The sequence below is a fragment of the Mycobacterium sp. NGS62 genome, assembly GCF_059812285.1.
This window is the reverse complement of record NZ_JCALCK010000013.1, coordinates 81,340-104,637: the sequence shown is the minus strand read 5'-3', so window position 1 is coordinate 104,637 and position 23,298 is coordinate 81,340. Positions and strand designations below refer to the sequence as shown.

The 23,298-nt window shown below is 65.7% G+C and carries 25 protein-coding genes; 9 read left to right on the top strand and 16 right to left on the bottom strand.

Annotation, left to right across the window (positions count from 1 at the left end; translation table 11 throughout):
* Positions 1-70: 70 nt before the first annotated feature.
* Entirely contained in the window at positions 71-952 is an 882-nt protein-coding gene (locus AC5Y49_RS21850; protein WP_499891148.1) for an acyl-CoA thioesterase, read from the bottom strand.
* A gap of 77 nt (positions 953-1,029) precedes the next feature.
* On the opposite strand from AC5Y49_RS21850, the gene AC5Y49_RS21845 reads away from it, so the two are divergent.
* Genes AC5Y49_RS21845 through AC5Y49_RS21835 form a run of 3 tightly spaced genes read left to right on the top strand, consistent with a single transcriptional unit; the run spans position 1,030 to position 3,129 of the window.
* Positions 1,030-1,494, top strand: a complete 465-nt coding sequence (locus AC5Y49_RS21845) for an SRPBCC family protein (protein ID WP_499891146.1) — start codon at positions 1,030-1,032, stop codon at positions 1,492-1,494.
* Positions 1,491-2,309: an SMP-30/gluconolactonase/LRE family protein gene (locus tag AC5Y49_RS21840; protein ID WP_499891144.1), complete on the top strand. Its 819-nt coding sequence runs from the start codon at positions 1,491-1,493 to the stop codon at positions 2,307-2,309. The genes AC5Y49_RS21845 and AC5Y49_RS21840 overlap by 4 nt, the downstream gene beginning before the upstream one ends.
* Positions 2,310-2,319: 10 nt before the next feature.
* Positions 2,320-3,129, top strand: coding sequence for a thioesterase family protein (locus AC5Y49_RS21835; protein WP_499891141.1), 810 nt, complete (start codon positions 2,320-2,322; stop codon positions 3,127-3,129).
* Here AC5Y49_RS21835 and AC5Y49_RS21830 read toward each other — a convergent pair whose 3' ends face one another.
* The gene (locus tag AC5Y49_RS21830) at positions 3,130-4,362 is read right to left on the bottom strand and encodes a cytochrome P450 (protein WP_499891139.1); all 1,233 of its coding nucleotides are present in this window, start codon (positions 4,360-4,362) and stop codon (positions 3,130-3,132) included.
* Between the two features lie 135 nt (positions 4,363-4,497).
* On the opposite strand from AC5Y49_RS21830, the gene AC5Y49_RS21825 reads away from it, so the two are divergent.
* On the top strand, positions 4,498-5,028 hold the full coding sequence (locus AC5Y49_RS21825) for a TetR/AcrR family transcriptional regulator (protein ID WP_499891169.1): 531 nt from the start codon (positions 4,498-4,500) through the stop codon (positions 5,026-5,028).
* On the opposite strand, the gene AC5Y49_RS21820 is transcribed toward AC5Y49_RS21825, so the two are convergent.
* Together AC5Y49_RS21820 and AC5Y49_RS21815 are read right to left on the bottom strand one after the other, a co-directional pair.
* A complete protein-coding gene (locus AC5Y49_RS21820) occupies positions 5,003-6,349 on the bottom strand; it encodes an FAD-binding oxidoreductase (RefSeq protein ID WP_499891138.1) in 1,347 nt (448 codons plus the stop codon). The genes AC5Y49_RS21825 and AC5Y49_RS21820 overlap by 26 nt on opposite strands.
* Before the next feature lie 3 nt (positions 6,350-6,352).
* Positions 6,353-8,149 (bottom strand): acyl-CoA dehydrogenase, encoded by a 1,797-nt coding sequence (locus tag AC5Y49_RS21815; RefSeq protein WP_499891136.1) that lies wholly within the window; start codon positions 8,147-8,149, stop codon positions 6,353-6,355.
* Between the two features lie 52 nt (positions 8,150-8,201).
* Between AC5Y49_RS21815 and AC5Y49_RS21810 the strand changes: the two genes are divergently transcribed.
* Positions 8,202-9,089, top strand: a complete 888-nt coding sequence (locus tag AC5Y49_RS21810; RefSeq protein WP_499891134.1) for an alpha/beta hydrolase — start codon at positions 8,202-8,204, stop codon at positions 9,087-9,089.
* 31 nt (positions 9,090-9,120) lie between these two features.
* Here AC5Y49_RS21810 and AC5Y49_RS21805 read toward each other — a convergent pair whose 3' ends face one another.
* Positions 9,121-9,894 (bottom strand): SDR family oxidoreductase, encoded by a 774-nt coding sequence (locus AC5Y49_RS21805; RefSeq protein WP_499891132.1) that lies wholly within the window; start codon positions 9,892-9,894, stop codon positions 9,121-9,123.
* Between the two features lie 60 nt (positions 9,895-9,954).
* Between AC5Y49_RS21805 and AC5Y49_RS21800 the strand changes: the two genes are divergently transcribed.
* Positions 9,955-10,770 carry a class I SAM-dependent methyltransferase gene (locus tag AC5Y49_RS21800; RefSeq protein WP_499891130.1) on the top strand — a complete coding sequence of 272 codons (816 nt, stop codon included), beginning with the start codon at positions 9,955-9,957 and terminating at the stop codon, positions 10,768-10,770.
* Here the strand turns inward: AC5Y49_RS21800 and AC5Y49_RS21795 are convergent.
* Positions 10,742-11,389: a TetR/AcrR family transcriptional regulator gene (locus AC5Y49_RS21795; RefSeq protein WP_499891128.1), complete on the bottom strand. Its 648-nt coding sequence runs from the start codon at positions 11,387-11,389 to the stop codon at positions 10,742-10,744. The genes AC5Y49_RS21800 and AC5Y49_RS21795 overlap by 29 nt on opposite strands.
* Positions 11,390-11,529: 140 nt before the next feature.
* Here AC5Y49_RS21795 and AC5Y49_RS21790 point away from each other — a divergent pair, with 140 nt between their 5' ends.
* A complete protein-coding gene (locus AC5Y49_RS21790; protein WP_156657862.1) occupies positions 11,530-11,655 on the top strand; it encodes a hypothetical protein in 126 nt (41 codons plus the stop codon).
* A 64-nt stretch (positions 11,656-11,719) separates the two neighbouring features.
* Here the strand turns inward: AC5Y49_RS21790 and AC5Y49_RS21785 are convergent, their stop codons facing one another.
* From AC5Y49_RS21785 to AC5Y49_RS21770, 4 genes are all read right to left on the bottom strand, one after another.
* On the bottom strand, positions 11,720-13,144 hold the full coding sequence (locus AC5Y49_RS21785; protein ID WP_499891127.1) for an NAD(P)(+) transhydrogenase (Re/Si-specific) subunit beta: 1,425 nt from the start codon (positions 13,142-13,144) through the stop codon (positions 11,720-11,722).
* A complete protein-coding gene (locus AC5Y49_RS21780) occupies positions 13,141-13,467 on the bottom strand; it encodes an NAD(P) transhydrogenase subunit alpha part 2 (protein ID WP_499891126.1) in 327 nt (108 codons plus the stop codon). The genes AC5Y49_RS21785 and AC5Y49_RS21780 overlap by 4 nt, the downstream gene beginning before the upstream one ends.
* Positions 13,468-14,562, bottom strand: a complete 1,095-nt coding sequence (locus tag AC5Y49_RS21775; RefSeq protein WP_499891125.1) for a Re/Si-specific NAD(P)(+) transhydrogenase subunit alpha — start codon at positions 14,560-14,562, stop codon at positions 13,468-13,470.
* 88 nt (positions 14,563-14,650) lie between these two features.
* Complete coding sequence (locus tag AC5Y49_RS21770; RefSeq protein ID WP_499891123.1) at positions 14,651-15,112, bottom strand: nuclear transport factor 2 family protein; 462 nt, start codon at positions 15,110-15,112, stop codon at positions 14,651-14,653.
* A gap of 122 nt (positions 15,113-15,234) precedes the next feature.
* On the opposite strand from AC5Y49_RS21770, the gene AC5Y49_RS21765 reads away from it, so the two are divergent.
* Both AC5Y49_RS21765 and AC5Y49_RS21760 read left to right on the top strand, forming a co-directional pair.
* Positions 15,235-16,446, top strand: a complete 1,212-nt coding sequence (locus AC5Y49_RS21765) for an acyl-CoA dehydrogenase family protein (protein ID WP_499891165.1) — start codon at positions 15,235-15,237, stop codon at positions 16,444-16,446.
* Positions 16,446-17,258, top strand: a complete 813-nt coding sequence (locus AC5Y49_RS21760; RefSeq protein ID WP_499891121.1) for a tyrosine-protein phosphatase — start codon at positions 16,446-16,448, stop codon at positions 17,256-17,258. The genes AC5Y49_RS21765 and AC5Y49_RS21760 overlap by 1 nt, the downstream gene beginning before the upstream one ends.
* Before the next feature lie 9 nt (positions 17,259-17,267).
* Here AC5Y49_RS21760 and AC5Y49_RS21755 read toward each other — a convergent pair whose 3' ends face one another.
* The 6 genes from AC5Y49_RS21755 to AC5Y49_RS21730 all read right to left on the bottom strand — a co-directional run bounded on the left by AC5Y49_RS21755 (position 17,268) and on the right by AC5Y49_RS21730 (position 23,266).
* Complete coding sequence (locus tag AC5Y49_RS21755; RefSeq protein WP_499891160.1) at positions 17,268-18,425, bottom strand: DUF7373 family lipoprotein; 1,158 nt, start codon at positions 18,423-18,425, stop codon at positions 17,268-17,270.
* 151 nt (positions 18,426-18,576) lie between these two features.
* Positions 18,577-19,053: an Rv0361 family membrane protein gene (locus tag AC5Y49_RS21750; protein ID WP_499891119.1), complete on the bottom strand. Its 477-nt coding sequence runs from the start codon at positions 19,051-19,053 to the stop codon at positions 18,577-18,579.
* 11 nt (positions 19,054-19,064) lie between these two features.
* A complete protein-coding gene (locus tag AC5Y49_RS21745; protein ID WP_499891117.1) occupies positions 19,065-20,828 on the bottom strand; it encodes a serine/threonine-protein kinase PknH/PknJ in 1,764 nt (587 codons plus the stop codon).
* 116 nt (positions 20,829-20,944) lie between these two features.
* Positions 20,945-21,427: a DUF456 domain-containing protein gene (locus tag AC5Y49_RS21740; protein ID WP_499891116.1), complete on the bottom strand. Its 483-nt coding sequence runs from the start codon at positions 21,425-21,427 to the stop codon at positions 20,945-20,947.
* Entirely contained in the window at positions 21,427-22,395 is a 969-nt protein-coding gene (locus AC5Y49_RS21735) for an NADPH:quinone oxidoreductase family protein (protein ID WP_499891114.1), read from the bottom strand. Before AC5Y49_RS21735 ends, AC5Y49_RS21740 begins: the two co-directional genes overlap by 1 nt.
* A 10-nt stretch (positions 22,396-22,405) precedes the next feature.
* The gene (locus AC5Y49_RS21730; protein ID WP_499891112.1) at positions 22,406-23,266 is read right to left on the bottom strand and encodes an SDR family oxidoreductase; all 861 of its coding nucleotides are present in this window, start codon (positions 23,264-23,266) and stop codon (positions 22,406-22,408) included.
* Positions 23,267-23,298: the final 32 nt, after the last annotated feature.

Here is a 23,298-nt window from a genome sequence, read left to right as displayed (position 1 = left end):
GCGAAAATTTGCGCTGTGTATGCAGTCTCGGCGCGGTAGGCGCAGGCTCGGCAGGTGAGGCACACATCTGTTAGAGCCGCGACTGCACCGCGATCCCGGTATCGGTCTGGCGCAGCGGCCGGATCAACGCTTCCTGGGTGAACGACGCCAGCAGTTCGCCGTCCTCGGTGTGCACCGCGCCGCGGACATACGACATGCCGGCGCCGACCTGGGTGCTTTCGTGCGTGTAGAGCAGCCAGCCGGCCCAGCGCGCGGGTTCGTGGAAGCTGACCGTCACGGTCATCGGCGCGGTGGACACCGTCAGATGCGACTGGCTGGTGCCGATTCCGGCATGTGCGCGCATCGTGGTCGAGATGCCCAGGTGGCCGGTGAAGTAGGCGATCAATGCCTTGGCCAGGTCGTCGCGCGTGGGGATCGGGTCGTAGTGCAGCCAGGCATACAACTCCGGCGGTCCCACCTCGTCGGGACTGTTGACATCGACCACGTCGACCAGCCGCACCTGTCGTCCGATCATCGGCATCTCCGACACGTTGGCGTCGGCGGGCGCGGTCACCTCCGGCCGTGGCAGGTGGTGGCTGATGACATCGGCCGAGGGTACGTCAGCCAGCACGGTCACCGTCACACAGCGCCGACCGTTCTGCACGGCAGCCACGACTGCGGTGGCAGTCGACCGCCCTTCGTGTACGACATCGATCTCGAGCTCGACCGGCGGGCCCACCGTCACGGCGCGGGCGAACACCGCATGCGCAGAACGCACCGATTTCTCCGGGAACCGTTTGGCCGCAGCGACAATCACCTGTGCGAGCACCTGCGTACCCTCGACCACCTGACGCTCGTCCGCGCCGGCAAGTCCGGTGTCACCGGTGAACCGGTCGGTACCGTCGGTCTGCACGTCGAACAGGTCGAGCAGTCCGGACACTGACCATTGGGTCTGATCGGCTTCGGTCGTCATGGCCTACAGCGTGACACTTTGGAACATATATGTAAAGCTATCGGCCAAGTCGGTCGGCCGAGCAGAAAGGCACGAGATTGGGCATCGTCACCACGAGCTCCCAGACGGCATTCACCCACTGCGCCGAGACCGTCTACGACTTCGTCACCAATCCGGCCAACTGGACGAAGACCTACCCCGGCAGCGCGCACATCGGCGATCTGCCGCAGGTTCCGCTGCAGGTCGGTGACACCTGGGTGGAAGCAGGTCCCGCCGGCGACAAGCTGTTCACCTGGCATCTGGCCATCGCCATGCGGCCCAAGCTGTTTGTGTTCAACTCGGTCGGGCGGCTGGGGCACGATCACGACGGCAACGGCGGCCTGGCGGGCCGCATGACCATCGAATATCACTTCACCAACCCGGGACAGGGCGTCACGCTGTTCACCCGCACGATGACGATCGAAGCCGACAAAGAGACCCCGCTCCCGGATGCGTTCTTCCGGATCGTCAACCCCGCCTACATCGATGCGTACCACGCTGCCGTAGGTCGAGAACTCGGATGACGCCCACGCCGCTGGCCAACGGGTTCTGCTTCGGGGAAGGCCCGCGCTGGTTCGAAGGCCTGCTGTGGTTCTCCGACATGCTGGGCGAGGCGGTACACACCGTCACGCTGGGCGGGTCGATGACGACGCTGCCGCTGCCCGGTCACACGCCGTCCGGGCTGGGTTTCCGGCCCGATGGATCCTTACTGATCGCTTCCGCCGAAGACCGACTCGTGCTGTGCTACGACGGCGAAACCATCACCACCGCAGCCGATCTCACCGATGCCGTGCCAGCCGGGCTCGGGGACATGGTCGTCGACGATGCCGCGCGTGCTTACATCGGCTCGCAAGCGTTCAACGGCGGCGTCATCGTGCGGCTCGACCCCGACGACTCGGTGACTGTGGTGGCCGACGATCTCGACTTTCCCAACGGCATGGTGATCACCCCGGACCGGCGGCGGCTGATCGTCGCAGAGTCGATCGGCCGCCGGCTCACCGGATTCCGTATCGACGACGACGGCGGGCTCTCCGACCGGCACGTATTCGCCGACAACCTCGACGGCCCGCCCGACGGTATTGCGCTCGATGCCGCAGGCGGGGTATGGACGTCAATGACGTTGGCATGCCAGTTTGAACGAATTACCCATGGCGGCAACGTTACTGACCGCATCGAAATGGAGGGGCGCGCCGCGATCGCCTGCACGCTCGGCGGGCCCGAGCGCCGCACGCTGTTTCTCCTGTCGAGCACCGACGCCTACCCCAAACGGCTGGTCGGCACTCGGCTCTCCCGCCTCGACACGGTCACCGTCGACATCCCCGGCGCCGGACTGCCCTGAAAGGTGAACGATGACCGACTCCTATTACGAACTGATCGACGCCGCCGACCCGCTGGGCGAGAAGTTCGTCGCGACCGATCTGGTACGCAGTACGTGGTCAGCGGTAATCCAGCATGCCGCACCGGTGTCGGCGCTGTTGGTGCGCGGCCTCGAGCGGTGCGACCAACGCGACGACACCCGATTGAGCAGGGTCGTGGTCGACCTGCTCGGACCCGTTCCCGCCGAGGGCGACTTGTGGGTTCGTTCGCAACTGGAGCGCTCCGGTAAACAGATCGAGCTGGTCAGCACCGAAATGCTGGCCCCGGGCCCCGACGGCCGGCCCCGGCCGGTCGCCCGCGCCAGCGGCTGGCGGCTGGCGCAGCAGGACACCCACGATGTGGCGCACGCCGCCGCACCACCGCTGCGGCCGCTCGGTGAGGCGCGCAGCCGCAACCTCGAAAAGGACTGGGACCGCAACTATGTGCACAGCCTCGACTGGCGTTGGCTGACCCCGCCGCTCAACGACGGACCCGGCGAGTCGTGGATAAGCCCGACGGTCGATCTGGTCAAGGGCGAGACGATGACACAGCTGGAGCGGCTCTTCGCGGTAGCTGACGACGCCAACGGCATCGGAGCCAAACTCGACATCAGGAAGTGGACGTTCCTCAACACCGACCTCGTCGTTCATGTGCACCGAATCCCCGAGGGCAACTGGATCGGGATCCGGGCGGAAACCAACTACGGGCCCGACGGAATCGGCACGACGATCGGCACGCTGTTCGACGAACGCGGCGCGATCGGCGGCATCCAGCAGTCGGTGCTGGTGCGCCGCCGCGGTTAGCTAGCGGACGAACGCCGAGACCCGCTTGATGCCGTGCACGAAATTGCTGTAGAGGAAATCCGGTTCGCCGAATTCGATCCGTTCCAGGCGGGTCAGTAGTTCGTGGAACAGGTGGCGCAACTCGGTTTTGGCCAGCCGGTTGCCCAGGCAGAAATGTGGACCGCCGCCACCGAAGCCCAGGTGCGGGTTGGGTGAGCGCTGCAGGTCGAAGGTGTGTGGTTGGCTGAACACGTTTTCGTCCCGGTTGGCCGAGCAGTAGAACAGCCCCAGCTTGTCCCCGGCTTTGATCGGCTGGCCCGCGATCTCGGTGTCGGTCGTGGCGAAGCGCGCGAACTGCATCACCGGCGTCGCCCAACGCACGAATTCCTCAGCGGCCAAACCGATTCGCGCGTCGAAGTCGGCCACCAGCCAGTCGCGCTGGGCGGGGTTGGCCGCCAGTGCCATCATCGCGTGCGTGGTGGTCTGTTTGGTGGTGTCGTTGCCGGCGGACGCTAGCAGCACCAAAAAGGCGCCCACTTCCTCGTCGGTCAACCGGTGGCCGTCGACTTCGGCGTTGACGATGCTGGTCATCAAGTCATCGGCGGGATGGCGCCGCCGGAATTTGGCCAGTTCGATGCCGCAGTTACTCAAGAAGATCATCTCGTTGACGGTGTCGGCGGCCCGCTCCTCCAGCGTGCTGTACTCGTCGTCGCTCATACTGAACAGCTTCTCGGCGGCCTTCGCGACGGTTTCGCGATCCGCGGGTGCCACACCGAGCATGTCGGCGATCGTCATCATCGGCAGCCGCGCCGCACATGCCGCGACGAAGTCGATGTCGCCCGCACCGACGAGGTCGTCGACGATGCTGACCGCGTTCTTGTGGATCTGGTCGTCGATCAGCCGGATGTTGCGCGGTGTGAATGCCGAGCTGATCAGCTGCCGATACACGGTGTGCTGCGGTGGGTCCATCGTCAAGAAAAAGGTTGCGATGCGCTGGACTTCGGCGGGCATCGGATCCAGCGCCACGCCTTGGGCGGAGCTGAACAGTTCAGGATGCTGGCTGGCGTAGACGATGTCCTCGCGCCGGGTCAGCGCCCAAAACCCCGGCTCTTCCACCGGAAACAACGACGGTAGTGGCGGATGCCAGGTCAACCCGTCACCCGCGCGCAACCGGGCGAAAGTCTCGTCCCGGACGGTGAAGGGCTGGCTCCAGAATTGGTGCGAGGTGATGTCGAAAGCGCTGTAGCCGGTCATCGAGTCCTCACGATCTGTCCCGCTTTACGCCGAGATCCCCGGTGCTCACGGCTAGAATCACAGACGCCGTTGAGGGTGGCACCACGACAGCGTGACACTTCAACAATATTTTGTAAAGGTTCGGATGTGGACACGATGTCCGGGGGCGATACCTCGACCCAGCAGCGGATCCTTGCGGCCACCGCCGAGGTACTCGGTCGCAACGGCAAGCGCAAGCTCAGCCTCTCCGACGTTGCCAGCCAAGCCGGTGTTTCCCGCCCGACGCTGTACCGCTGGTTTCCGTCGAAAGACGAATTACTGTCCGCGTTCTCGCGTTATGAGCGGCAAACCTTCGACAGCGGTCTAAGCCGGGCGACGGCCGGCCTCAAAGGCGTCGACAAGCTCGATGCCGCACTGCGATTCATCGTCGACTATCAGCACTCCTACACCGGAGTGCGCATGGTCGACATCGAACCCGAGCACGTGATCACCGAATTCTCGCGTGTCATACCGGTCATGCGGGCCGGCCTGCAGCGGCTCATGCCAGGGCCGGGTGGCGCGGTGAAGGCCGCGACCGCGATCCGGGTGGCGATCTCGCATTACATCGTGCGAAGCGACGACGCCGATCAATTCCTCGCCCAGTTGCGGCACGCGGTGGGTATCAGTCGAACAGCACCGCCGCGTTGAGGTAGCCCGTCGGGTCGAAGGCCGACTTGACGATCCGCATCGCTGCGATGTCGCTCGGCTCGCGGGACATACCGACGTAGCGGCGTTTGCGACTCCCGACGCCGTGCTCGGAGCTGACGTTGCCGCCGCAGTCGGCGATCAACTGCATCATCGCCGGGTAGATCTCGCGTTCCTGATCGACCCCACAGCGCAATACGTTGAGGTGCAGGTTGCCCTCGCCGATGTGCCCGAACAGGACCGGGATGGCATCGGCAGCGCGGCGGCGAATCAGCATCTCCGCGTCGGCGGCGAACCGAGCAACCACCGAAAGCGGCAGCGACACATCGAATTTCAGCGGCGGCCCGTACGTACCGAGGATCTCAGCCGTCGATTCACGGACCCGCCACAACCGTTGCTGCGCAGCCAGGTCGACGCCCACTGCAGGCTCGCCGCACATCGTGACGCCCGCCAATGTGTCGGCAAGCCGCTCGGTCTGGTCGTGGTCGGCCGCCAGTTCCACCAACAGCAACCAGGCGCCGGCCACCGGTGTCGCGATGCCCAGCCGTTCACCGGCCAGCCCGGCGGCTCGGCCATCGACAAGTTCCAAAGCGGCGATGCTGTCAAGGTCGCGAAATCGCTGTTCGGCATCGACGAGCGCCGACAATTCGGCAAATCCGCACACTGCGGTCACCCGATGCGACGGGGTGGGGCGCAGTCGCAGTTCCAGCCCGGTGATGACACCCAATGTGCCTTCGGCGCCGACGAACAGGCTCGCGAGGTCGTAGCCAGTGTTGTCGGCGCGCACCCGGCTGTGTCGGCGCACGACCGTCCCGTCGGGCAGCGCGACATCCAGTCCGGCCACCTGCTCGGCCATATCTCCGTAACGCACGGTGCGCAGCCCGCCGGCGTTGGTGGAGGCCATGCCACCGACGGTGGCGGTGTCACGTGCGGCCAAGTCGACACCGAACAGCAGTCCGGCAGCATCGGCGGCCCGCTGCACCGCCGCCAACGTGGCACCTGCCCCGGCCCGGAGGCGACGCTCGGCGGTGTCGACCTGGCCGACCTGACACAGCCGCTCGGTGGCGAGCAGCACATCGTCGTACTCGGGCACGGTGCCGGCTACCAGCGAGGTGCGCCCGCCCTGGATGGTGACGTGCGCCCCGGCATCGCGGCACAGCCGCAAAACCTCGGCGACTTCATCGGCCGAGCCCGGCCGTACCAGCGCAGTGGCGCGGCCCTGGTATCGGCCGGTGTGGTCTACGCTGCGACTCGCCAGCACATCGGGCTCGGTGCTGACGTGACTGGCGCCGACCACCGCCGCCAGCGCCTGCGCAACACTCATCGGTCAGAACCAGTCCGGGCGCATTTCCAACGTGGTGCGGTCCAGGCTCTCCAACAGATCGAGTTGTGGTGCGGTCTTAGGTAACTCGTAACGGAAGAAGTAACAGCCGGCCTGGCGCTTGCCGTCGTAGAAGTCGCCGGTCTTGTCGCGGGCGGCCAACATCTGCTCGAGCCACATCCAGGCGACCGCGATGTGCCCGAAGGCCTCGAGGTAAATCGCGCTGTTGGCCAACGCCGCGTCGATGTCGCCGGATCCGAACATCGTCGCCGTGACGGCACTCAAGCGCTGGCTCACGGCGCCTAGCTGTGCGGCGAACTCGGCCAGTTCGCCGCCGGCCGCATCGGCGGCACGGACGCTTTCAGAGATCGCGTTGTTGAGCGCAGCGAGGCTGGCGCCGTTGCGCTGGACGACCTTGCGGCCCAACAGGTCCAGGCTCTGGATGCCATGCGTCCCCTCGTGGATCGGATTGAGGCGATTGTCACGGTAGTGCTGTTCGACGTCGTACTCGCGGGTGTAGCCGTAGCCACCGTGGACTTGGATCGCGAGGTTGTTGGCTTCCAGACACCACTGCGACGGCCAGCTTTTGGCGACCGGCGTCAAGATGTCCAACAGCAATGTGGCGTCGTCGAGTTCGTCGGCCGATTCTGCGCTGTGCTGGATGTCGACGAGCCTGCCACAGTACAGCGCCAACGCCATGGCGCCTTCCACGTAAGATTTCTGGGCCAGCAACATGCGTTTGACGTCCGCATGGTCGATAATCGGAACCTGCGGTGCCGCTAGGTCTTTCGCTGTCGGCGGCCGCCCTTGAGGCCGCTCACGGGCGTACTGTAGCGACTTCAGATATCCGGTGTAGCCCAACGCGATCGCGCCCATGCCGACACCGAGCCGGGCTTCGTTCATCATGTGGAACATCTGGGCAATGCCGCGATGCGGTTCGCCGACCAGGTAGCCGACGGCGCCCGGTTGCCCGCCGGGCCGGAAGGCGCCCTCGCCGAAGTTCAGCACGGTGTTGGTGATTCCGCGAAAACCCATCTTGTGGTTGAGACCGGCCAACACGACGTCGTTGCGCTCACCTACCGCACCGTCGTCGCCGACGAGGTACTTGGGAACGATGAACAGCGAGATGCCCTTGGTGCCGGCGGGGCCGCCGGGGATCTTGGCCAACACCAGGTGCACGATGTTGTCGGTCAGTTCGTGGTCCCCGCCGGAGATCCACATCTTCGACCCGAACAGCCGGTAGCCGCCGTCGTCGCAGGGTTCAGCGCGGGTGGTGATATCGGCCAGCGAGGAGCCCGCCTGCGTCTCGGACAGGCACATAGTCCCGGAGAACCGGCCGGCCAGCATCGGCTGGACGAAGCGCGCCACCTGGTCGGCGGTGCCGAACTTGGCGATCAGATTCGCGTTGGCAATCGTGAGCATCAGGTAGCCCGCGGTGCTGACGTTGGCCGCCGAGAGCCAGGCGAGGCCCGCTTGCGCCACGGTCGCCGGCAGTTGGGCCCCGCCCAGCTCGTGGTCCATGCCCACGCCGAGCAGGTCGGCGCCGGCCACCGCGTCCAGCGCTTCTTTCACTTCCGGAATCATCGTGACCGTCGAGCCGTCGAAACTGGGCTCTTGGGCGTCGCTTTTCTTGTTGTGCGGTGCGAAATAACGCGTCGCCAACTGCTCGCACAACTCGAGCACGTCGGCGAACGTTTCACGAGAGTGCTCGGCAAAACGTTCGCGCTTGGTCAGCTCGTCGATTCGCAACCACTCGAAGAGCAAGAAGTCCAGGTCTCGCCGCGAGAGCAAAGTCGATTTCACCGCATCCTCCGCAGTCTTTCGTATCACGCCACGGTACGGAATGATGCGGCACATGGTGCAACGTGATGATGTCTGGTTCAACTCCGGGCATGACCGGGTCAGCGCCTGGCTCTACCGGCCGGACACCGCCGGCAACGCTCCGTTGCTGGTGATGGCGCACGGGCTGGGCGCGGTGCGCACGATGCGGCTCGACGCCTACGCCGAGCGCTTCAGTGCGGCTGGTTACGCGTGTCTGGTGTTCGACTACCGCAACTTCGGCGACAGCGAGGGTCAACCGCGCCAACTCCTCGACATCGGAATGCAACTACAAGACTGGGTCGCCGCGGTAGCTTATGCCCGCACCCTCGCTGACATTGACGGCGATCGAATCGGCTTGTGGGGCACGTCGTTTAGCGGCGGGCACGTGATCGCAACGGCCGCCCGGCTGCCGCGCATCGCCGCCGTCGTCGCGCAATGTCCGTTTACCGACGGTCTCGCGTCGGCGCGCACGCTCAACCCGTTGACCACCGCGCGCATCACCGCACTGGGAGTTCGGGATTTGGTTGCCGCCGGACTGGGAAAGCCGCCGGTAATGGTCGCCGCAGCAGGCAATCCCGGCGAGGTCGCATTGATGAACACGCCCGATGCATATCCCGGGTATATGCGGCTGGTGCCCGAGGGGGCACAGTTGCCCAACCAGGTCGCCGCCCGAATCGGCTTGAAGATCTTGACTTACCGGCCGGGCCGGCTGGCCGCACGGGTGCGGTGCCCAATCCTGTTCTGTGTCTGCGAAACCGACTCGGTGGCGCCCGCGCGCCCCACCCTGCGCTACGCCTCCGAAGCGCCCCGCGGTGAGGTCAAGACCTATCCCGAGGGCCATTTCGCGATCTACGTCGACGCCGCCTTCGAGCGCGTTGTGGCCGACCAGATCGTGTTCCTCGACAAGCACCTGGCCGCCTGAGGGTGGGCCGATCAGTCAAGGCCCCAGCGGCCTAGCGAATGACGCTGGCGGCGCCGTCGACGGGAATCACCGCACCGGTGATGTAGGAGCTGGCGCGGCTGGCGAGAAATACCGCGATGCCGGCCATGTCGTCGGGCTGGCCGATCCGCCCCAGCGGCAACAGCGAGCCCACCGCGGCCGGTCCGGCACGCAACAACTCCTTGGTCATCCGGGATTGGAAGAGGCCGGGCGCGATTGCGTTGACCAGAATCCGCGGCGCCAATTCACCGGCCAGATGCGTGGTCAGCATGTGCACGGCAGCCTTGCTGGCGCTGTAGGAGAAGTTGTCCCTGCCGCGTTCGGGGGCCACGATCCCATCGATGCTGCCGGTGTTGATCACCCGCGCCGGATCGTCATCGGTTGCCCCCGCGGTCAGCATCGGCACCAGTGCGCGGGTCAACAAAAACAGTCCCTTGACGTTGACGTTGAAGACCTTGTCGAAGCCGGATTCCGGGAACTCGGCGAACGGCGCTCCCCACGCCGCGCCGGCATTGTTGAACAACGCGTGGATCGCGTCCTCCCGGCCCGCCAGCGCCGCAGTGAGCGCCTGCACCCCCTCGGAGGTGCCGAGATCGGCGGGGACGGCATGGACCGCGCCGTGAGCGGACAACTCCGCGACGGCCGCCTCCAGCTCGGCTTCCTTGCGGCTGGACAGATACACCGTTGCGCCGGCCTGCAGCAGGCCGCGCGCCATCATCACACCGATACCGCGGCCGCCGCCGGTCACCACGGCGACCTTTCCGTCCAACCCGAAGATTTCAGCCATGGCAATCAGTCTGCGGGTCGGCCATCGACGATGCGCGCCGACCCCTCAAGATGGAGGGGTATGTCGGACAAGATCGACTTCACTGCAGTGCCATGGGGATCGGTGGAGTGGACCAACCTGTGCACGCTGTATCTGCGCGCCTACGAAAGCCGGTTGGCGCAGCCGGTTCTGGGTGACCGGGCGGCAGCTGAGGCCGTCGACCGGATCGACTACGACTTCGCCCGGATGCACCGGTCACTTCACCCGTGGGGCAACCAGTTCCTCGTCGCGCTGCGCGCCAAGAAGCTCGACACCTGGACGGCCGATTTCCTGGCCCGTCATCCGGATGCGGTGGTACTGCACCTGGGCTGCGGCCTGGACACCAGAGTGTTCCGGCTGCGGCCGCCGGCTGCCGTGCAGTGGTTCGACGTCGACGTCCCGCAGGTCATCGACCTGCGGCGCAGGTTGTACGACGACAGCGACGGCTACCGGATGATCGGGTCGTCGGTGACCGACCCGGACTGGCTCGACGAGGTACCCGCCAATCGTCCCGGGCTGATCATCGCCGAAGGGCTGCTGATGTATTTGACCGAAGCCGAAGTGCGAGCGTTGACCCAGCGAGTCATCGATCGGTTCTCCTGCGGAGAACTGCTGGCCGACCTGGGGTCGCCATGGGGGCCGCGGATGTCCAAGATCTTCACCTCGGGGATCGTCAAGTCAGGAACCAGGGACGGCCGCGAATTCAGCCAATGGAATCCGCGGTTGAGCCTCGTCGAGACCTATCCGATCGTCGACTATGCGCCGATCCCGCTGAAGCCGCAGCGGGTGCTGTATCAACTGCTGGGCGTGATCCCGGCGGTCAAAAACTTCAACCGGCTGTTTCGATTTCGGTTTTGACACCCAGCGGTGATTCGGCGCGGATGGTCTCGTCGCGGATCAGGCCACGCAGCAGCGCGGTGCTGAATTCGGCGGCGATTTCCTTGGCCGTGCGGCGTCCGCTGGGCCGCAGCCATCGGTAGGCGCCCAGCGTCATCCCGATGTAGCCCAACGCCAGCACGTGGGAGTCGCACGGGTAAAACTCGCCGCTGGCGATCCCGCGGTCGATGAGGTCGTGCACATGCTCGTAGACCAGGGTTTCCTTCTCGCGGACCGCGGCGACCTGCTCTTCAGTGAACCACTCGGTGATATAGGGCTGTTCCTGGAAATACACCGCCGCCCCTTCCGGGTTGGCGGCGATCTGGTTGAGCAAGCGCACCGTGTACTGATACAGCGCCTCGCGCGCGGACATCGACGGGTCGTCGTGCACAGCGGCCAACGTGCGCTCGGCAGCCTGCTGGTAGATGTCGTAGAGAATCAATGACTTACTGGCGTAGTAGTGGTACACGGTTGCCTTGTTCAGGCCGACCACATCGGCGACGTCGTCCATCCTGGTGCCGTGGTAGCCGCGCGCAGCGAACAGCTTGGTGGCCACGGTCAGCAGCTCCTCGCGGCGGGATTGCCCGTTCTCGGATGGCATGTCTACTCACTATCAGCAGGTCCGGAGGGTCTCCGGGTGTCAATCAACTAGTTGGACAGTTTAAGTGTTGGCTGTCGCGACGTTGACCGATGGGACTAGACTGCTCCACGAAGCAAGAGGCAACTCGAAGAGGTGGTCAGATGGACCCGAATCCCGACTACGACTTTTCCGACGAGGTCGAGTTCTTCTTCCGGTATGTGCCTTGGGGTCTGCGCGGCGTCGTCGACGGTAACGGCTACCCGCCGCCGGCCTATCCCCCGGTCTAAGCACCGCCAACCGACACAAAAGCCCCTGTTTCGATGCGACACAGGGATTCTTTGCGGCTGTTCGTCAGAGCGCTTTGAGCTCTTCGGTCACTTCTGACACGGACTTCTTGGCGTCCCCGAACAGCAGCGTGGTGCCCTCGGCGTAAAACAGCGGGTTGTCGATGCCCGCGAATCCTGAATTCATCGACCGCTTGAGCACGATCACCGACTTGGACTTGTCCACGTTGAGGATCGGCATGCCATAGATCGGACTGGACGCCTCGTTGCGGGCCGCCGGGTTGGTGACGTCGTTGGCGCCGATGACCAGCGTGACGTCGGTGCGGGCGAACTCGTCGTTGATGTCGTCCATGTCTTTCATCGCGTCATAGTCGACCTCGGCCTCGGCCAGCAGCACGTTCATGTGCCCCGGCATCCGGCCGGCCACCGGGTGGATCGCATATTTGACCTCCACTCCGCGGTTTTCCAGCATGCTGGCCATGTCCTTGACCGCGTGTTGGGCCTGGGCGACCGCCAACCCGTAGCCGGGCACCACGATCACCTGGTTGGCATAGGCCATCTGGATCGCGGCGTCGGCTGCTGAGGTGGACCTGACGTGCTTGTCGCCGCCGTCGCCGCCACCCGGGGCCGCTCCGCCACCGCCAAACCCGCCCGCGACGATCGCCGGGATGGAGCGGTTCATCGCCTTGGCCATCAGGTTGGTCAGGATCGACCCGGAGGCGCCGACGATCATGCCGGCGACGATCATCGCGGTGTTGTTCAGCGCCAGCCCGGCGGCGGCCGCCGACAGCCCGGTCATCGCGTTGAGCATCGAGATCACCACGGGCATGTCGGCGCCGCCGATCGGCAGCACCACCATCAGACCCAGCACACCGGCGGCGGCCAGCAGGCCGATCATCCACCACAGCGGCACGCCGCCACTGCCGGGATGGGCGTGCAACCCGATCACCACCGCGGCGGCGACCGCCGCCGCCAGCAGCAGCAAGTTCAGCGGTTGCTGCGCCCGGCCGATCCCGATCGGCCGCCCGGAGATGATCTCCTGCAGCTTGCCGAACGCGATGATCGAACCCCAGAACGAGATCGACCCGATGATCGCCGCAAACAGCGACGCCACCACGATGTGCACGGTCGGTTCCTCACCGTGCTGGAAATCGGAAAACCCGGTGGTGTCGATGAATTCCGAGAGCGCGATCAACGCCACGGTGCCGCCACCGACGCCGTTGAAGAACGCCACCAGTTGCGGCATCGCGGTCATCTTGGTCAGCCGCGCCGGCGGAACACCGAGCACGACACCAAGCACCAGACCGGCGATGATCAGCGGCCAATGATCGGTGTGGCGGATCAGGACCAGGGTGGCGGCCACCGCGATAGCCATACCGATCCCGGCGATCCAGTTGCCGCGCACCGCGGTCTTGGGGCCGGTCAAGCCCATCAGACCGTAAATGAACATCGAGAACGCGATGATGTAGAGGACGATGATCAGGTAGTTCATTTCGCCGCCGACTCCTCAGACTTGGCCGGCACCGGCTTTTTGCCCTTGAACATGCCCAGCATCCGGTCGGTGACGATGAAACCGCCGATCACGTTCAGCGTTCCGAACACCAGCGCGACGAACAGGATGATCTGCTGGGCGAGCGTCGGGTGCTCGATACGCCCGAGCACCAGCAGCGCACCGAGCACCACGATGCCGTGAATGGCGTTGGTGCCCGACATCAGTGGGGTGTGCAGGGTATTGGGCACTTTGGAGATCACGGCGAACCCGACGAATCCGGACAGCACCAGGATCGCCAGGTTGGCCAACAGTTCGTCGTACATCTAGCTGTCCTCTCCAGAAGGCGTCACGCAGGCCGCCGCGACGACCTCGTCGTCGAAGTCCGGGGCCAGCTGACCGTCCTTGACGAGCAGTTCCAGCAGCGCGGTGATGTTCTTGCTGTAGAGCTCGCTGGCGTGCTCGGGCATCGTCGCCGGCAAGTTCAACGGAGCCGCGATCGTGACGTCCTCTTTGACGACGGTTTCGCCCGGTTCGGTGAGCTCGCAGTTGCCGCCGGTCTCACCGGCCAAATCGACGACGACACTGCCGGGCTTCATCCCTTCCACCGCGGCGGCGGTCACCAGCCGCGGCGCGGGCTTGCCCGGCACCAGCGCAGTGGTGATCACCACGTCGAACCCGCTGATCGCCTCCTCCAACGCCTTCTGCTGCTGGGCGCGCTCTTCGTCGGTGAGCTCACGGGCGTAGCCGCCCTCGCCGGACGCGTCGATCCCGACGTCGAGCCACTGGGCGCCCACCGACCGGACCTGGTCGGCCACTTCGGGCCGCACGTCGTAGCCCGACGTGCGGGCCCCCAGCCGTTTGGCCGTCGCCAGTGCTTGCAGGCCGGCCACGCCCACCCCGAGCACCAGCACGGTGGCCGGTTTCACCGTGCCTGCCGCGGTGGTCAGCATCGGAAAAAACCGGGTCGACTCCGAGGCTGCCAGCAGCACCGCCTTGTAGCCGGCGACATTGGCTTGCGACGACAGTGCGTCCATCACCTGCGCCCGGGAGATCCTGGGGATCGATTCCAGCGCGAACGCCTGGACGCCGGCCTTCGTCAGCGCCTCGACCTGGTTGTCGGGGTTGCGCGGGGCGAGGAAGCCGATCAGGGTCTGCCCGCTCTTGAGCCGGCTTACCTCGTCGGCGCTGGGCGGTGCGACCTTGACGACGACGTCGGCGGCCCAGGCGTCGCCGATGGTGGCGCCGGCTTCGGTGTACAGATCATCGGGAAGCAGCGCCCGCTCACCCGCGCCCGACTCCACGACCACGGCGACGCCGCTTTTCACCAGCGGTGCGACCGCCTTGGGCACCAGCGCTACCCGCCGCTCGTCGGCCCCGGATTCGGCGACCACCCCGACCGTCGTCTGCGTTTCTGCCATCGGCTTCCTTGTACTTGCCCTACCCCAGTGGATCGGCCCTCACCCTAACTGGCCGTCGCGGACCCCCTGCGAGCAGACGGCGGCGGCATCACCAGAGCGGGATGTCCTGGCCGCGCTCCGTTTCTGGGCGGGGACCGAAGTAGCGGCGTTGCGACGCCTCGATCGCGACGTCGTTGATGCTGGCTTCCCGCCGCGCCATCAGACCGGTGTCGGTGAACTCCCAGAGTTCGTTGCCGTAGCTGCGATACCACTGGCCGGCGTTGTCGCGGCACTCGTACTGGAACCGGACGGCGATGCGATTGCCCTGGAAAGCCCACAGGCTCTTGCGCAGCACGTAGTCCAGCTCGCGCTGCCACTTACGGGTCAAAAACGCGACGATCTCGTCGCGGCCGACGACATGCTCGTCGCGGTTACGCCACTGCGAGTCGACCGTGTAGGCGCTGGCGACCTTCTCCGGGTCGCGGGTGTTCCAGGCGTCCTCGGCGGACTGGACCTTCTGGATCGCCGTTTCGAGAGTGAACGGCGGAAACGGGGGACGTGTCTCGGTCATGACGTCCATCCTGCTTCGACCGCGAGCAGACGCAAACGCCCCTTTTTCTCAGCGTGTCCGGGGACCTATGCGTCTGCTCGCGCCAGGTCACCGTGGCTTATCGTGACGGCATGGACTTCGCGATGTCAGCCAAAGCGAGCGACTATCACAAGCGGCTGTCCGACTTCATGACCGAGCACGTCTTTGAAGCCGAGGCCGAGTACGACCGCTACCGCCACGAAGCCGGTCCGAACGATCACACCGTTCCACCGATCATCGAGGAACTGAAAACCAAGGCCAAAGCCGCGGGCCTGTGGAACCTGTTCCTGCCGGCCGAGTCGGGCCTGGCCAACCTGGAGTATGCCCCGCTGGCCGAGTTGTCCGGCTGGAGCCTCGAGATCGCGCCCGAGGCGCTCAACTGCGCGGCCCCCGATACCGGCAACATGGAGACCCTGCATCTGTTCGCCACCGAGGAACAGCGCAAGCAGTGGCTGGAGCCGTTGCTGGCCGGCGAGATCCGCAGCGCGTTCTCGATGACCGAGCCGGCGGTCGCCAGCAGCGACGCCCGCAATATCGAGACCTCGATCATGCGCGACGGCGGCGACTACGTGATCAATGGCCGTAAGTGGTGGACGTCCGGGGCAGCCGATCCGCGCTGCAAGATTCTGATCGTGATGGGCCGCACCAACCCTGAGGCGGCCAGCCACCAGCAACAGTCGATGGTCCTGGTTCCCACCGATACACCGGGTGTGACGGTGCTCCGCTCGACATCGGTTTTCGGTTACCAGGACCAGCCCGGGCACTGCGAGATCATCTACGACAACGTCCGGGTTCCCGTCACGAACCTGCTCGGCGAAGAAGGCGGCGGCTTCGCGATCGCTCAAGCGCGGCTGGGGCCGGGCCGCATCCACCACTGCATGCGTGCGCTCGGCGGAGCCGAACGTGCGCTGGCGCTCATGGTGCACCGCGCGAACAGCCGGATCGCGTTCGGCCGTCCACTGGCCGACCAAGGTCTCGTCCAGCAGGCAATTGCCGCGTCCCGCAACGAAATAGACCAAGCCAGGCTCTTATGCGAGAAGGCGGCGTGGACCATCGACCAGCACGGCAATAAGGCGGCCCACTTGCTCGTGTCGCAGATCAAGGCGGTGGCACCGCAAGTGGCCTGCAATGTCATCGACCGCGCCATCCAAGTGCACGGAGCAGCCGGGGTCAGCGAGGACACCGCACTAGCCCGACTCTACGCGTGGCATCGGGCGATGCGCATTTTCGACGGACCCGACGAGGTGCACATGCGATCGATCGCGCGGGCCGAAATCGGTCGCGAGAAGAGCGCTTTCGCTGCGGCGGTTACGTAGTGACCACCGAGATTCGTGAGCTGTCCGGCGCGGTCAACTTTCGTGACGTCGCGGTGTCGGCCGGAGTGCGTCCCGGCCGGTTGTTCCGCTCCGGTGAGCTGAGCCGGCTCGACGATGCCGGGCGTGACGCGTTGCGCCGGCTGGGCGTCACCGATGTCGCCGATTTGCGTTCGCCGCGCGAAGTCGAACGCCGCGGTCCGGGCCGGGTGCCCGGCGACGTCGACATTCACCTGCTGCCAATCCCCGACCTCGGCGCCGAGGAGACGGACGGCGCTGCGCCACACGAGCATGCGTGGCAGCGGATGATGACCGAGAAGCCGGGCGAAGAGTCCGTCGCCGACGCGGCTGCCCGCTACATGGTCGACGAGTACCGGCGGTTCCCCACCTACAACGGCGCGCAGCCGGCGCTGCGCCGGGTCGTCATGCTGCTGGCCGCCGGGCGCCCGGTGCTGGCGCATTGTTTCGCCGGCAAGGACCGCACCGGCTTCATGGTCGCGGTGGTGTTGGAAGCGATCGGTATCGACCGAGACGCGGTGCTGGCCGACTACCTGCGCAGCAACGACGCCGCGCCGCAGCTTCGAGGACGGATCCTGGAAATGATCCAGCAGCGCTCGGAGGGCGAGTTGACGCCCGAGGTCATGACATTCACCGAAGCGCGACTTTCCGATGAGGTGCTCGGTGTGCGCGAGGAGTATCTGGATGCGGCGCGCCGCACGATTGACGAGACCTACGGCTCGTTGGATGGCTATCTGCGTGATGCGGGCATCACCGAGTCTGACGTCGATCGGCTTCGCGAAACACTGCTGGGCTGATTGCGGGATCTAACTGTCGGCAAGGATGCGGTACTGGGCGGCGGCTTGCTGGTGGGCGGTGTCCAGTTGGCGTGCAACGGTTTTGATCAAGTAATTCTCGACGGTGGCTAGACACCAGTGGTGCGGAATGAGTCCGCCGGCTCCTGGTATAAGCGTGCAGCGGCTCTGCGGGAGGCCGGGCACACCGTCGGCGGGTTTGGCGGCTTTGGTTGCGGACAGCGTGTCGCTGTAAACCTGGAGCAGCGTCTGAGCCGCTTCGGGGGTGGCGGCCTGATAGATCGTCGCGCGGTTGATGGACACCTCGTCGACCTTGGCGGCGTTGAGAGCCGGCCCGACGGTGGCCGGGTCGTTTTCGAAGTGCAGCGCACCCGCTGGCTCGTAGGCGGCTCCTGTCGTGGGTGTGGCCTCGTCAGGTGGCAGGGGAAGGGTGCGCGCTACGAGGCCGGTGGGATCGAGCGGCAACGTGGCGAACTGGGTGGGGTCGGTGGGCGTGAAGGAGTCGATCAGCGGAAGTTGCAAGTCGAGGGTGTGTGCGGCTAGTTGTGCTGGGCAGTCTGGCGTCGCTGCGCAGTGGATGACTTGGACGAGGACGTAGGGGCCATGTGCGGTGGCTACGATCAGCTCCTGGAGTCGTTCGGCGCCTTGCTGGTAGGTGATCAGTGCGCCGTGCGCGTCGGGATGGGCGGGTATGGGGGTGGCCTGCTCGGGTTCGGTCACGACGGGCATGGAGTCTTCGAGGCGGGGAAAAGACATGGCTTTGTCGTGAAAGCTTTGCGCAACAGCCGATGCCGCGCGGTCGTCAGCGAAGCGCAGCACGGCGTTGCGCAGTGACTTTTGCGGGCCTGCAGCGCTGTGGCGCTCGGAGGTGAATCCCACGAGCAAGGGTTGCCCCCAGGCGCCGCCGGCAACCCACGGCCACAGCACCTGGCCCACCTGGTCGTAGCTGTCGATGACGGCGACGTCTCCGCTTAGGTGCGAGTTCAGGGCGGGATCCACTTGCCAGGGCCCGACTGTGTAGTTAGCCATGCGGCGACCCTCTGCGAGGCGCCCAGCCTGTTCAGAGCCGGCGGCGCCGGCTGGCGGTTGCGGCTTCGTCGGAAATCGGCCCGGGTCCAGCAGCGACGCGTTGACCGAACTGACCGGTGGAGCGGGCGGTGTGGTAGCCACACCGGCGGTCGTGCTGCTGCAGCCGACCACCGCGACAAAGAACGCACTCGACAGCACCGAAAGACCAAGGCGTACAGGTAGTGTCGCTGCTACTTTAACTTGCACGCCTTCCACCCGTCTTCTGGCTTGAGTGGGCGTTCTATGGCGGTCATCAGTAGGTTTGGCAGATTTTCCACCCGTCCTCCTCGCGCTTCACCTGCATGTTGACCGATGCCGATCCTAGGGCTTCGTTGTGCGAATCCATGCCGACTGTGGCGTTATCGCCGTCGACGGAGACCGACGTGATGGACACCGTCGTAACGCCGGTGTTGGTCCGATCTTTTTTGAGGTAATCCATCACCGTACCGGTGAATCGGGCACGCATCGGCGCACACATCAATTCGGTGTAGACGTCCCAATTCTCGGTGTTGTACGCATCTCCGAAAGCCAAGACGGTTCGGCGAATCTGCTCTTCGTCAGAGGTGGCAGCTGCCGGCACTGGCGACGTCGTCGGGTTGGGTGCACCGGCATGCGCCGATGTGCGGACATGTGGCAGGACTGGGGCACCGTCGGTGGTGTGCGCGCACGCGGCCGAGATCGCAGCGGCGCACAGCACAACTCCGGTAAGTCCGAGGGCGTTCGTGGACATGGGGCGCCTCCTCACTGGTGTGGCACCTTGGCGGCGGTCGCGAGAACCAAGGCGGCGACGTCGGTTCCGCCGCTGGCCCGGCATTGCCGGATGTCGATCATTACGTTGCCGCGCGGCATTATCCCGTGTTGGCAGGTGCCATTCTCGCCCTGCAAAGCGGCGGTGATGGTGTAAACGCCGGTGGTGGTCACTGGGTGGGTGAACTCCCAGGTTTGCGGCGCCTCGCCGGACGGGAGGACGGTGATTGTCTTGCCGCCGCACAGCTCCACTGCGCCGCGTTGGCGGACGTAAAAGGCGTTGGCCGAATCTGCGGTGGCGAACGACACCACGGCTTGGACCACGCCATCTTGCCAGGGTTTCTGGTTGATACCGCGCAGGGTTTGGATCGCGGCCCCGGTGACGACAACATTCGGGGCGGATCGCGTTGCGTGGTACACCGACTGTTGGGCGGGCACCCACGCGTTGAGGCACTGCTGGTCATCCGGGGAGACGGTGCCGGCGTCGTCTGCCAGGCCGGTGTTGTCTTGCTCGAGCGCCATCGGTGCGCCGCCGGATTGGGGAAGCTCGGCGGCAGTCAGCAGGATGGGGCGTAATTGGTCGGGGTCGATGTCGGTGGCGGCGGGCTGGAGGCCTGGCGCCGATACGGATGTCGGCGCTGGTGTCGTAGGGGGCTGCGCGGCGGAGCCACGCGGGGTGCTGTCGTGGGCATCCGGCCACACCGCCACGGCGACCGCTGTTGCCGCAGCCAGCGCCACCGCGCCGATGCCGGCGCCGATGGCGGTGCGCCGTCGCCGTTGGGGTGGCGGTGCGACGGGGCTGTGCGTGGTGCGCGGTGCCGCGTTCTGCCACCACGGTGCGCTGCCGTCGCCCTGCATGTGCGGGTAGGAGACGACGTCGGCGGTCGGCACCGCCGGTAGCGGCACTCGTACCGTCAGCGTGGGGTCGCGCAGCGCGGCTGCGGCTGCGTGGGCCAAGTCGGACGCGGAGGCGAATCGGGCACCGGGATCCTTCGCCATCGCGGTGGCGACCACGTGGTCTAGGGCCGGCGGCAACCCGGGCACAAAGTCGGTGACGCGTGGCGGCGGCCGTTGCAGGTGAGCCAGCATCACCGCGGCCGGCCCATTGCTGCCGGAGAACGGGGTTTTGCCGGTCAGAAGCCGAAATAGTGTGCATCCCAACGAGTAGATGTCGGCACGGCCGTCAAACCGCCAGCTGGACAACACTTCCGGCGCCGCGTAGGCGATAGTGGCCATCACTGACCCGGTTGCGGTCAGACCGACGTCGTCGAGGGCGCGCGCGATTCCGAAATCGCCTAAGAGCACTTGCTCGTGGGCGCCTACTGGCCCGGAGAGCAGAAAATTCGCCGGCTTGACGTCGCGGTGCACGACGTGACGTTCGTGGGCGAAGTCCAAAGCTTTGGCTACCTCGGTGATGATGTGCACGGCGCGCTGCGGTGTCATCGTTCCAGCGCGCAGCGCGTCGTCGGCGTCGGTGCCGTCGACGAATTGCATGGCAATCCACAGTTGGCCGTCATCGGTCTGCCCGCGGTTGTACACCGACACGATCTGGGGATGCTGCAGCGCGGCGGCCACATCGGCCTCACGGGTGAAGCGGGCCCGGAAATCACGATCACGTGACAGCTCGGGCGAGAGCACCTTGAGTGCGTCCAAGCGCGGCAGGGTCGGATTGGCGGCCAGATACACCGCGCCCATCCCGCCGACACCCAAGATGCGTTCGATACGGTATCCGGCCACCATCGACCCGGACGACAGCATCTACAGCACCTCCGATGCGAGATTGAGCTCGGTCGACCCAGGCCATACGCTACTTCCAATTAGTCTCGGCACCCGCCCATACCCTGCTGATACTCACGAACTGCGCCCGCTGCGGCTCACCAGAAAGCGGCCGCGACAATCCACACCACAGTGGCGAGCAGCGCGGCGGTCAGTTCCACACCCACGGACAGCGCCACGCCTTTCAATGCATGCACGGTGGCTACCCATGCGGTTCGCCGGTCGCGGCCGTGCGTCAGCTCAGCCAGATAGATGCCGCCCACGAAGCCGATCGGCAACCCCAGTACCGGGATCACGAAAAAACCCACGATGCCGAGCAAGCCACCGACGACAAGACTCGACGTCGCCACCTCGGCACGGCGCATCCGACGCACCGGCCACAGATACTTGACCACCATGCCAACACCCAGCAGCGCGGCAACGACGCCAAGTGTCACCCACGACGTGGCCGTCCGCTCGACCGCAGCCCACACCGCGATAGCCGCGAATACCAGCGCCGACCCTGGCAGCAGCGGCACGATGACGCCGATGAGGCCGATGGCGATCGCTAGCGCGACCAAGGCCACCCCGGCGGTGCTCACTACGGCTCCAAAACCACCTTGCCGAGCACGCCGCCGTCCGCTAGGCGCTGCAGCGCGGCAGGCCCATCCGACAGCGGATAGCGTTGCGGCGGGGGCGGTTTGAGCCCCAGCGATACCAACTCATTAAGGCCCCAGGCGAACAGCTTGGCAGAGCCTGGGACCTTGTTGAGGTATTCGCCCCAGGCCACGCCCACCACGCTGACGTTGCGCAGCAGTAGCCGATTGACCTTGACGGTGGGAATGCCGCCCGCAGCAAAGCCGATCACCAATAGCTTGCCGTCGACGGCCAAGACTCGGATGGCGTCATCGAAAGCCGCGCCGCCGACTGGATCGACGACGATGTCCACGCCACGACCATCCGTGGCGTCGCGCACCGCCTGCGCCCAACCATCGGTCAATGGCAAGACCACATCGGCACCCAGTGATTCGACGAATTCCATTGCACCAGTTCGATGAACGACGGCGATCACCTCGCCAGCGCCCATCGCCCTGGCCACCTGAATCGCTGCGGTGCCCACCCCACCGGCCGCACCGAGCACCACAACCGTGTCTCCCGGCAGCATCGCCGCTCGACGAGTCAGCGCGAAATACATCGTGTTGTAGTTCACCAGCAGCGACACCGCTTCGGCGTCATCGAGTTGCGCGGGGCTGGGTATCACGTTGTCGACTGGCACGACCACCTGCTCGGCGAAACCGCCGAGCACCCCGAACGCCGACACCCGATCGCCCACCCGGACACCGGACTCCTCCGGCGCCCACCGCACGACACCCGCCGCCTCCATGCCGGGGATGAACGGCGGCGGCAGCTTCAACTGGTACTCGCCTCTGCTCAACAGCAAATCGGGAAAGCACACCCCGGCGGCGTGAACGTCGACGACCACCGTGTCCGCGTTACCGCTGACTTCATCGACGTCGGTATACACCATGCCCGATGGGCCTGAGAGTTCGCGTACTACACAGGCTTTCACGGCCAGCTGCTTATAACGAGAACTTGGCCTGCTGCGCTCCCGACAGGTCGGTGATCGTCGACCACTGCCCGGCGATGTCGTCGACCGACGGCGGGTTCTCGAAGGTCACGCCGTCGTTCTGGAACAGCGCCGTGCGCTGCACCTTGCCGCCGCCGACGATGAACACCGACCCGGTGTCATCCGACTCCTCGGTGCAAAGGTAGGCAATCACCGGCGCCACGAATTCCGGTGTGAGTTTTTCGAAGACCTCGGGCGGCAGGATGTCCTGGGTCATCCGCGTCGCGGCGATCGGCGCCAGCGCATTGGCGTGAATGTTGTACTTGGCGCCCTCTTGCGCCAGCGTGTTGATCAAACCCACCAGGCCCAGCTTGGCCGCCCCGTAGTTGGCCTGGCCGAAGTTGCCGAACAAGCCACTGGTCGAGGTCGCCACGACCACCCGGCCGAAGCTCTGCTCACGGAAGTGCGGCCACGCCGCCCGGATCACGTTGTACCCGCCGTAGAGATGCACCTTGAGCACGGCGTCCCAGTTCTCGAACGACATCTTGTGGAAGGTGCCGTCCCGCAGAATCCCGGCATTGCTCACCACGCCGTGGATAGCGCCAAATTCGTCCAGCGCTGTCTTGACGATGTTGGCCGCGCCGCTCTCCTCGGCAACGCTGTCGTAGTTGGCGACCGCGCACCCGCCTGCGTCTTTGATCTCGGTGACCACCTGGTCGGCCATCGCAGAACCTGCGCCGGTACCGTCGCGGGCTCCGCCGAGGTCGTTGACGACGACGCTGGCGCCTTCGCGCGCAAGAGTCAGGGCGTACTCCCGCCCTAGTCCCCCGCCGGCTCCGGTGACGACGATGACACGATCTTGCACTCCAGGCATGGACTTCCTTTCGGATCGATTTCCCGGCTACT

Bases quoted from the DNA above. Each gene is read 5' to 3' on its own strand.
- AC5Y49_RS21790 (WP_156657862.1), top strand. From the start codon at position 11,530: ATGGACCCGAATCCCGACTACGACTTTTCCGACGAGGTCGAGTTCTTC.
- AC5Y49_RS21765 (WP_499891165.1), top strand. From the start codon at position 15,235: ATGTCAGCCAAAGCGAGCGACTATCACAAGCGGCTGTCCGACTTCATG.
- AC5Y49_RS21835 (WP_499891141.1), top strand. From the start codon at position 2,320: ATGACCGACTCCTATTACGAACTGATCGACGCCGCCGACCCGCTGGGC.
- AC5Y49_RS21750 (WP_499891119.1), bottom strand. From the start codon at position 19,053: ATGTCCACGAACGCCCTCGGACTTACCGGAGTTGTGCTGTGCGCCGCT.
- AC5Y49_RS21810 (WP_499891134.1), top strand. From the start codon at position 8,202: ATGGTGCAACGTGATGATGTCTGGTTCAACTCCGGGCATGACCGGGTC.
- AC5Y49_RS21730 (WP_499891112.1), bottom strand. From the start codon at position 23,266: ATGCCTGGAGTGCAAGATCGTGTCATCGTCGTCACCGGAGCCGGCGGG.
- AC5Y49_RS21850 (WP_499891148.1), bottom strand. From the start codon at position 952: ATGACGACCGAAGCCGATCAGACCCAATGGTCAGTGTCCGGACTGCTC.
- AC5Y49_RS21780 (WP_499891126.1), bottom strand. From the start codon at position 13,467: ATGTACGACGAACTGTTGGCCAACCTGGCGATCCTGGTGCTGTCCGGA.
- AC5Y49_RS21820 (WP_499891138.1), bottom strand. From the start codon at position 6,349: ATGAGTGTTGCGCAGGCGCTGGCGGCGGTGGTCGGCGCCAGTCACGTC.
- AC5Y49_RS21745 (WP_499891117.1), bottom strand. From the start codon at position 20,828: ATGCTGTCGTCCGGGTCGATGGTGGCCGGATACCGTATCGAACGCATC.
- AC5Y49_RS21825 (WP_499891169.1), top strand. From the start codon at position 4,498: ATGTCCGGGGGCGATACCTCGACCCAGCAGCGGATCCTTGCGGCCACC.
- AC5Y49_RS21800 (WP_499891130.1), top strand. From the start codon at position 9,955: ATGTCGGACAAGATCGACTTCACTGCAGTGCCATGGGGATCGGTGGAG.
- AC5Y49_RS21795 (WP_499891128.1), bottom strand. From the start codon at position 11,389: ATGCCATCCGAGAACGGGCAATCCCGCCGCGAGGAGCTGCTGACCGTG.
- AC5Y49_RS21840 (WP_499891144.1), top strand. From the start codon at position 1,491: ATGACGCCCACGCCGCTGGCCAACGGGTTCTGCTTCGGGGAAGGCCCG.
- AC5Y49_RS21805 (WP_499891132.1), bottom strand. From the start codon at position 9,894: ATGGCTGAAATCTTCGGGTTGGACGGAAAGGTCGCCGTGGTGACCGGC.
- AC5Y49_RS21770 (WP_499891123.1), bottom strand. From the start codon at position 15,112: ATGACCGAGACACGTCCCCCGTTTCCGCCGTTCACTCTCGAAACGGCG.
- AC5Y49_RS21830 (WP_499891139.1), bottom strand. From the start codon at position 4,362: ATGACCGGCTACAGCGCTTTCGACATCACCTCGCACCAATTCTGGAGC.
- AC5Y49_RS21785 (WP_499891127.1), bottom strand. From the start codon at position 13,144: ATGAACTACCTGATCATCGTCCTCTACATCATCGCGTTCTCGATGTTC.
- AC5Y49_RS21775 (WP_499891125.1), bottom strand. From the start codon at position 14,562: ATGGCAGAAACGCAGACGACGGTCGGGGTGGTCGCCGAATCCGGGGCC.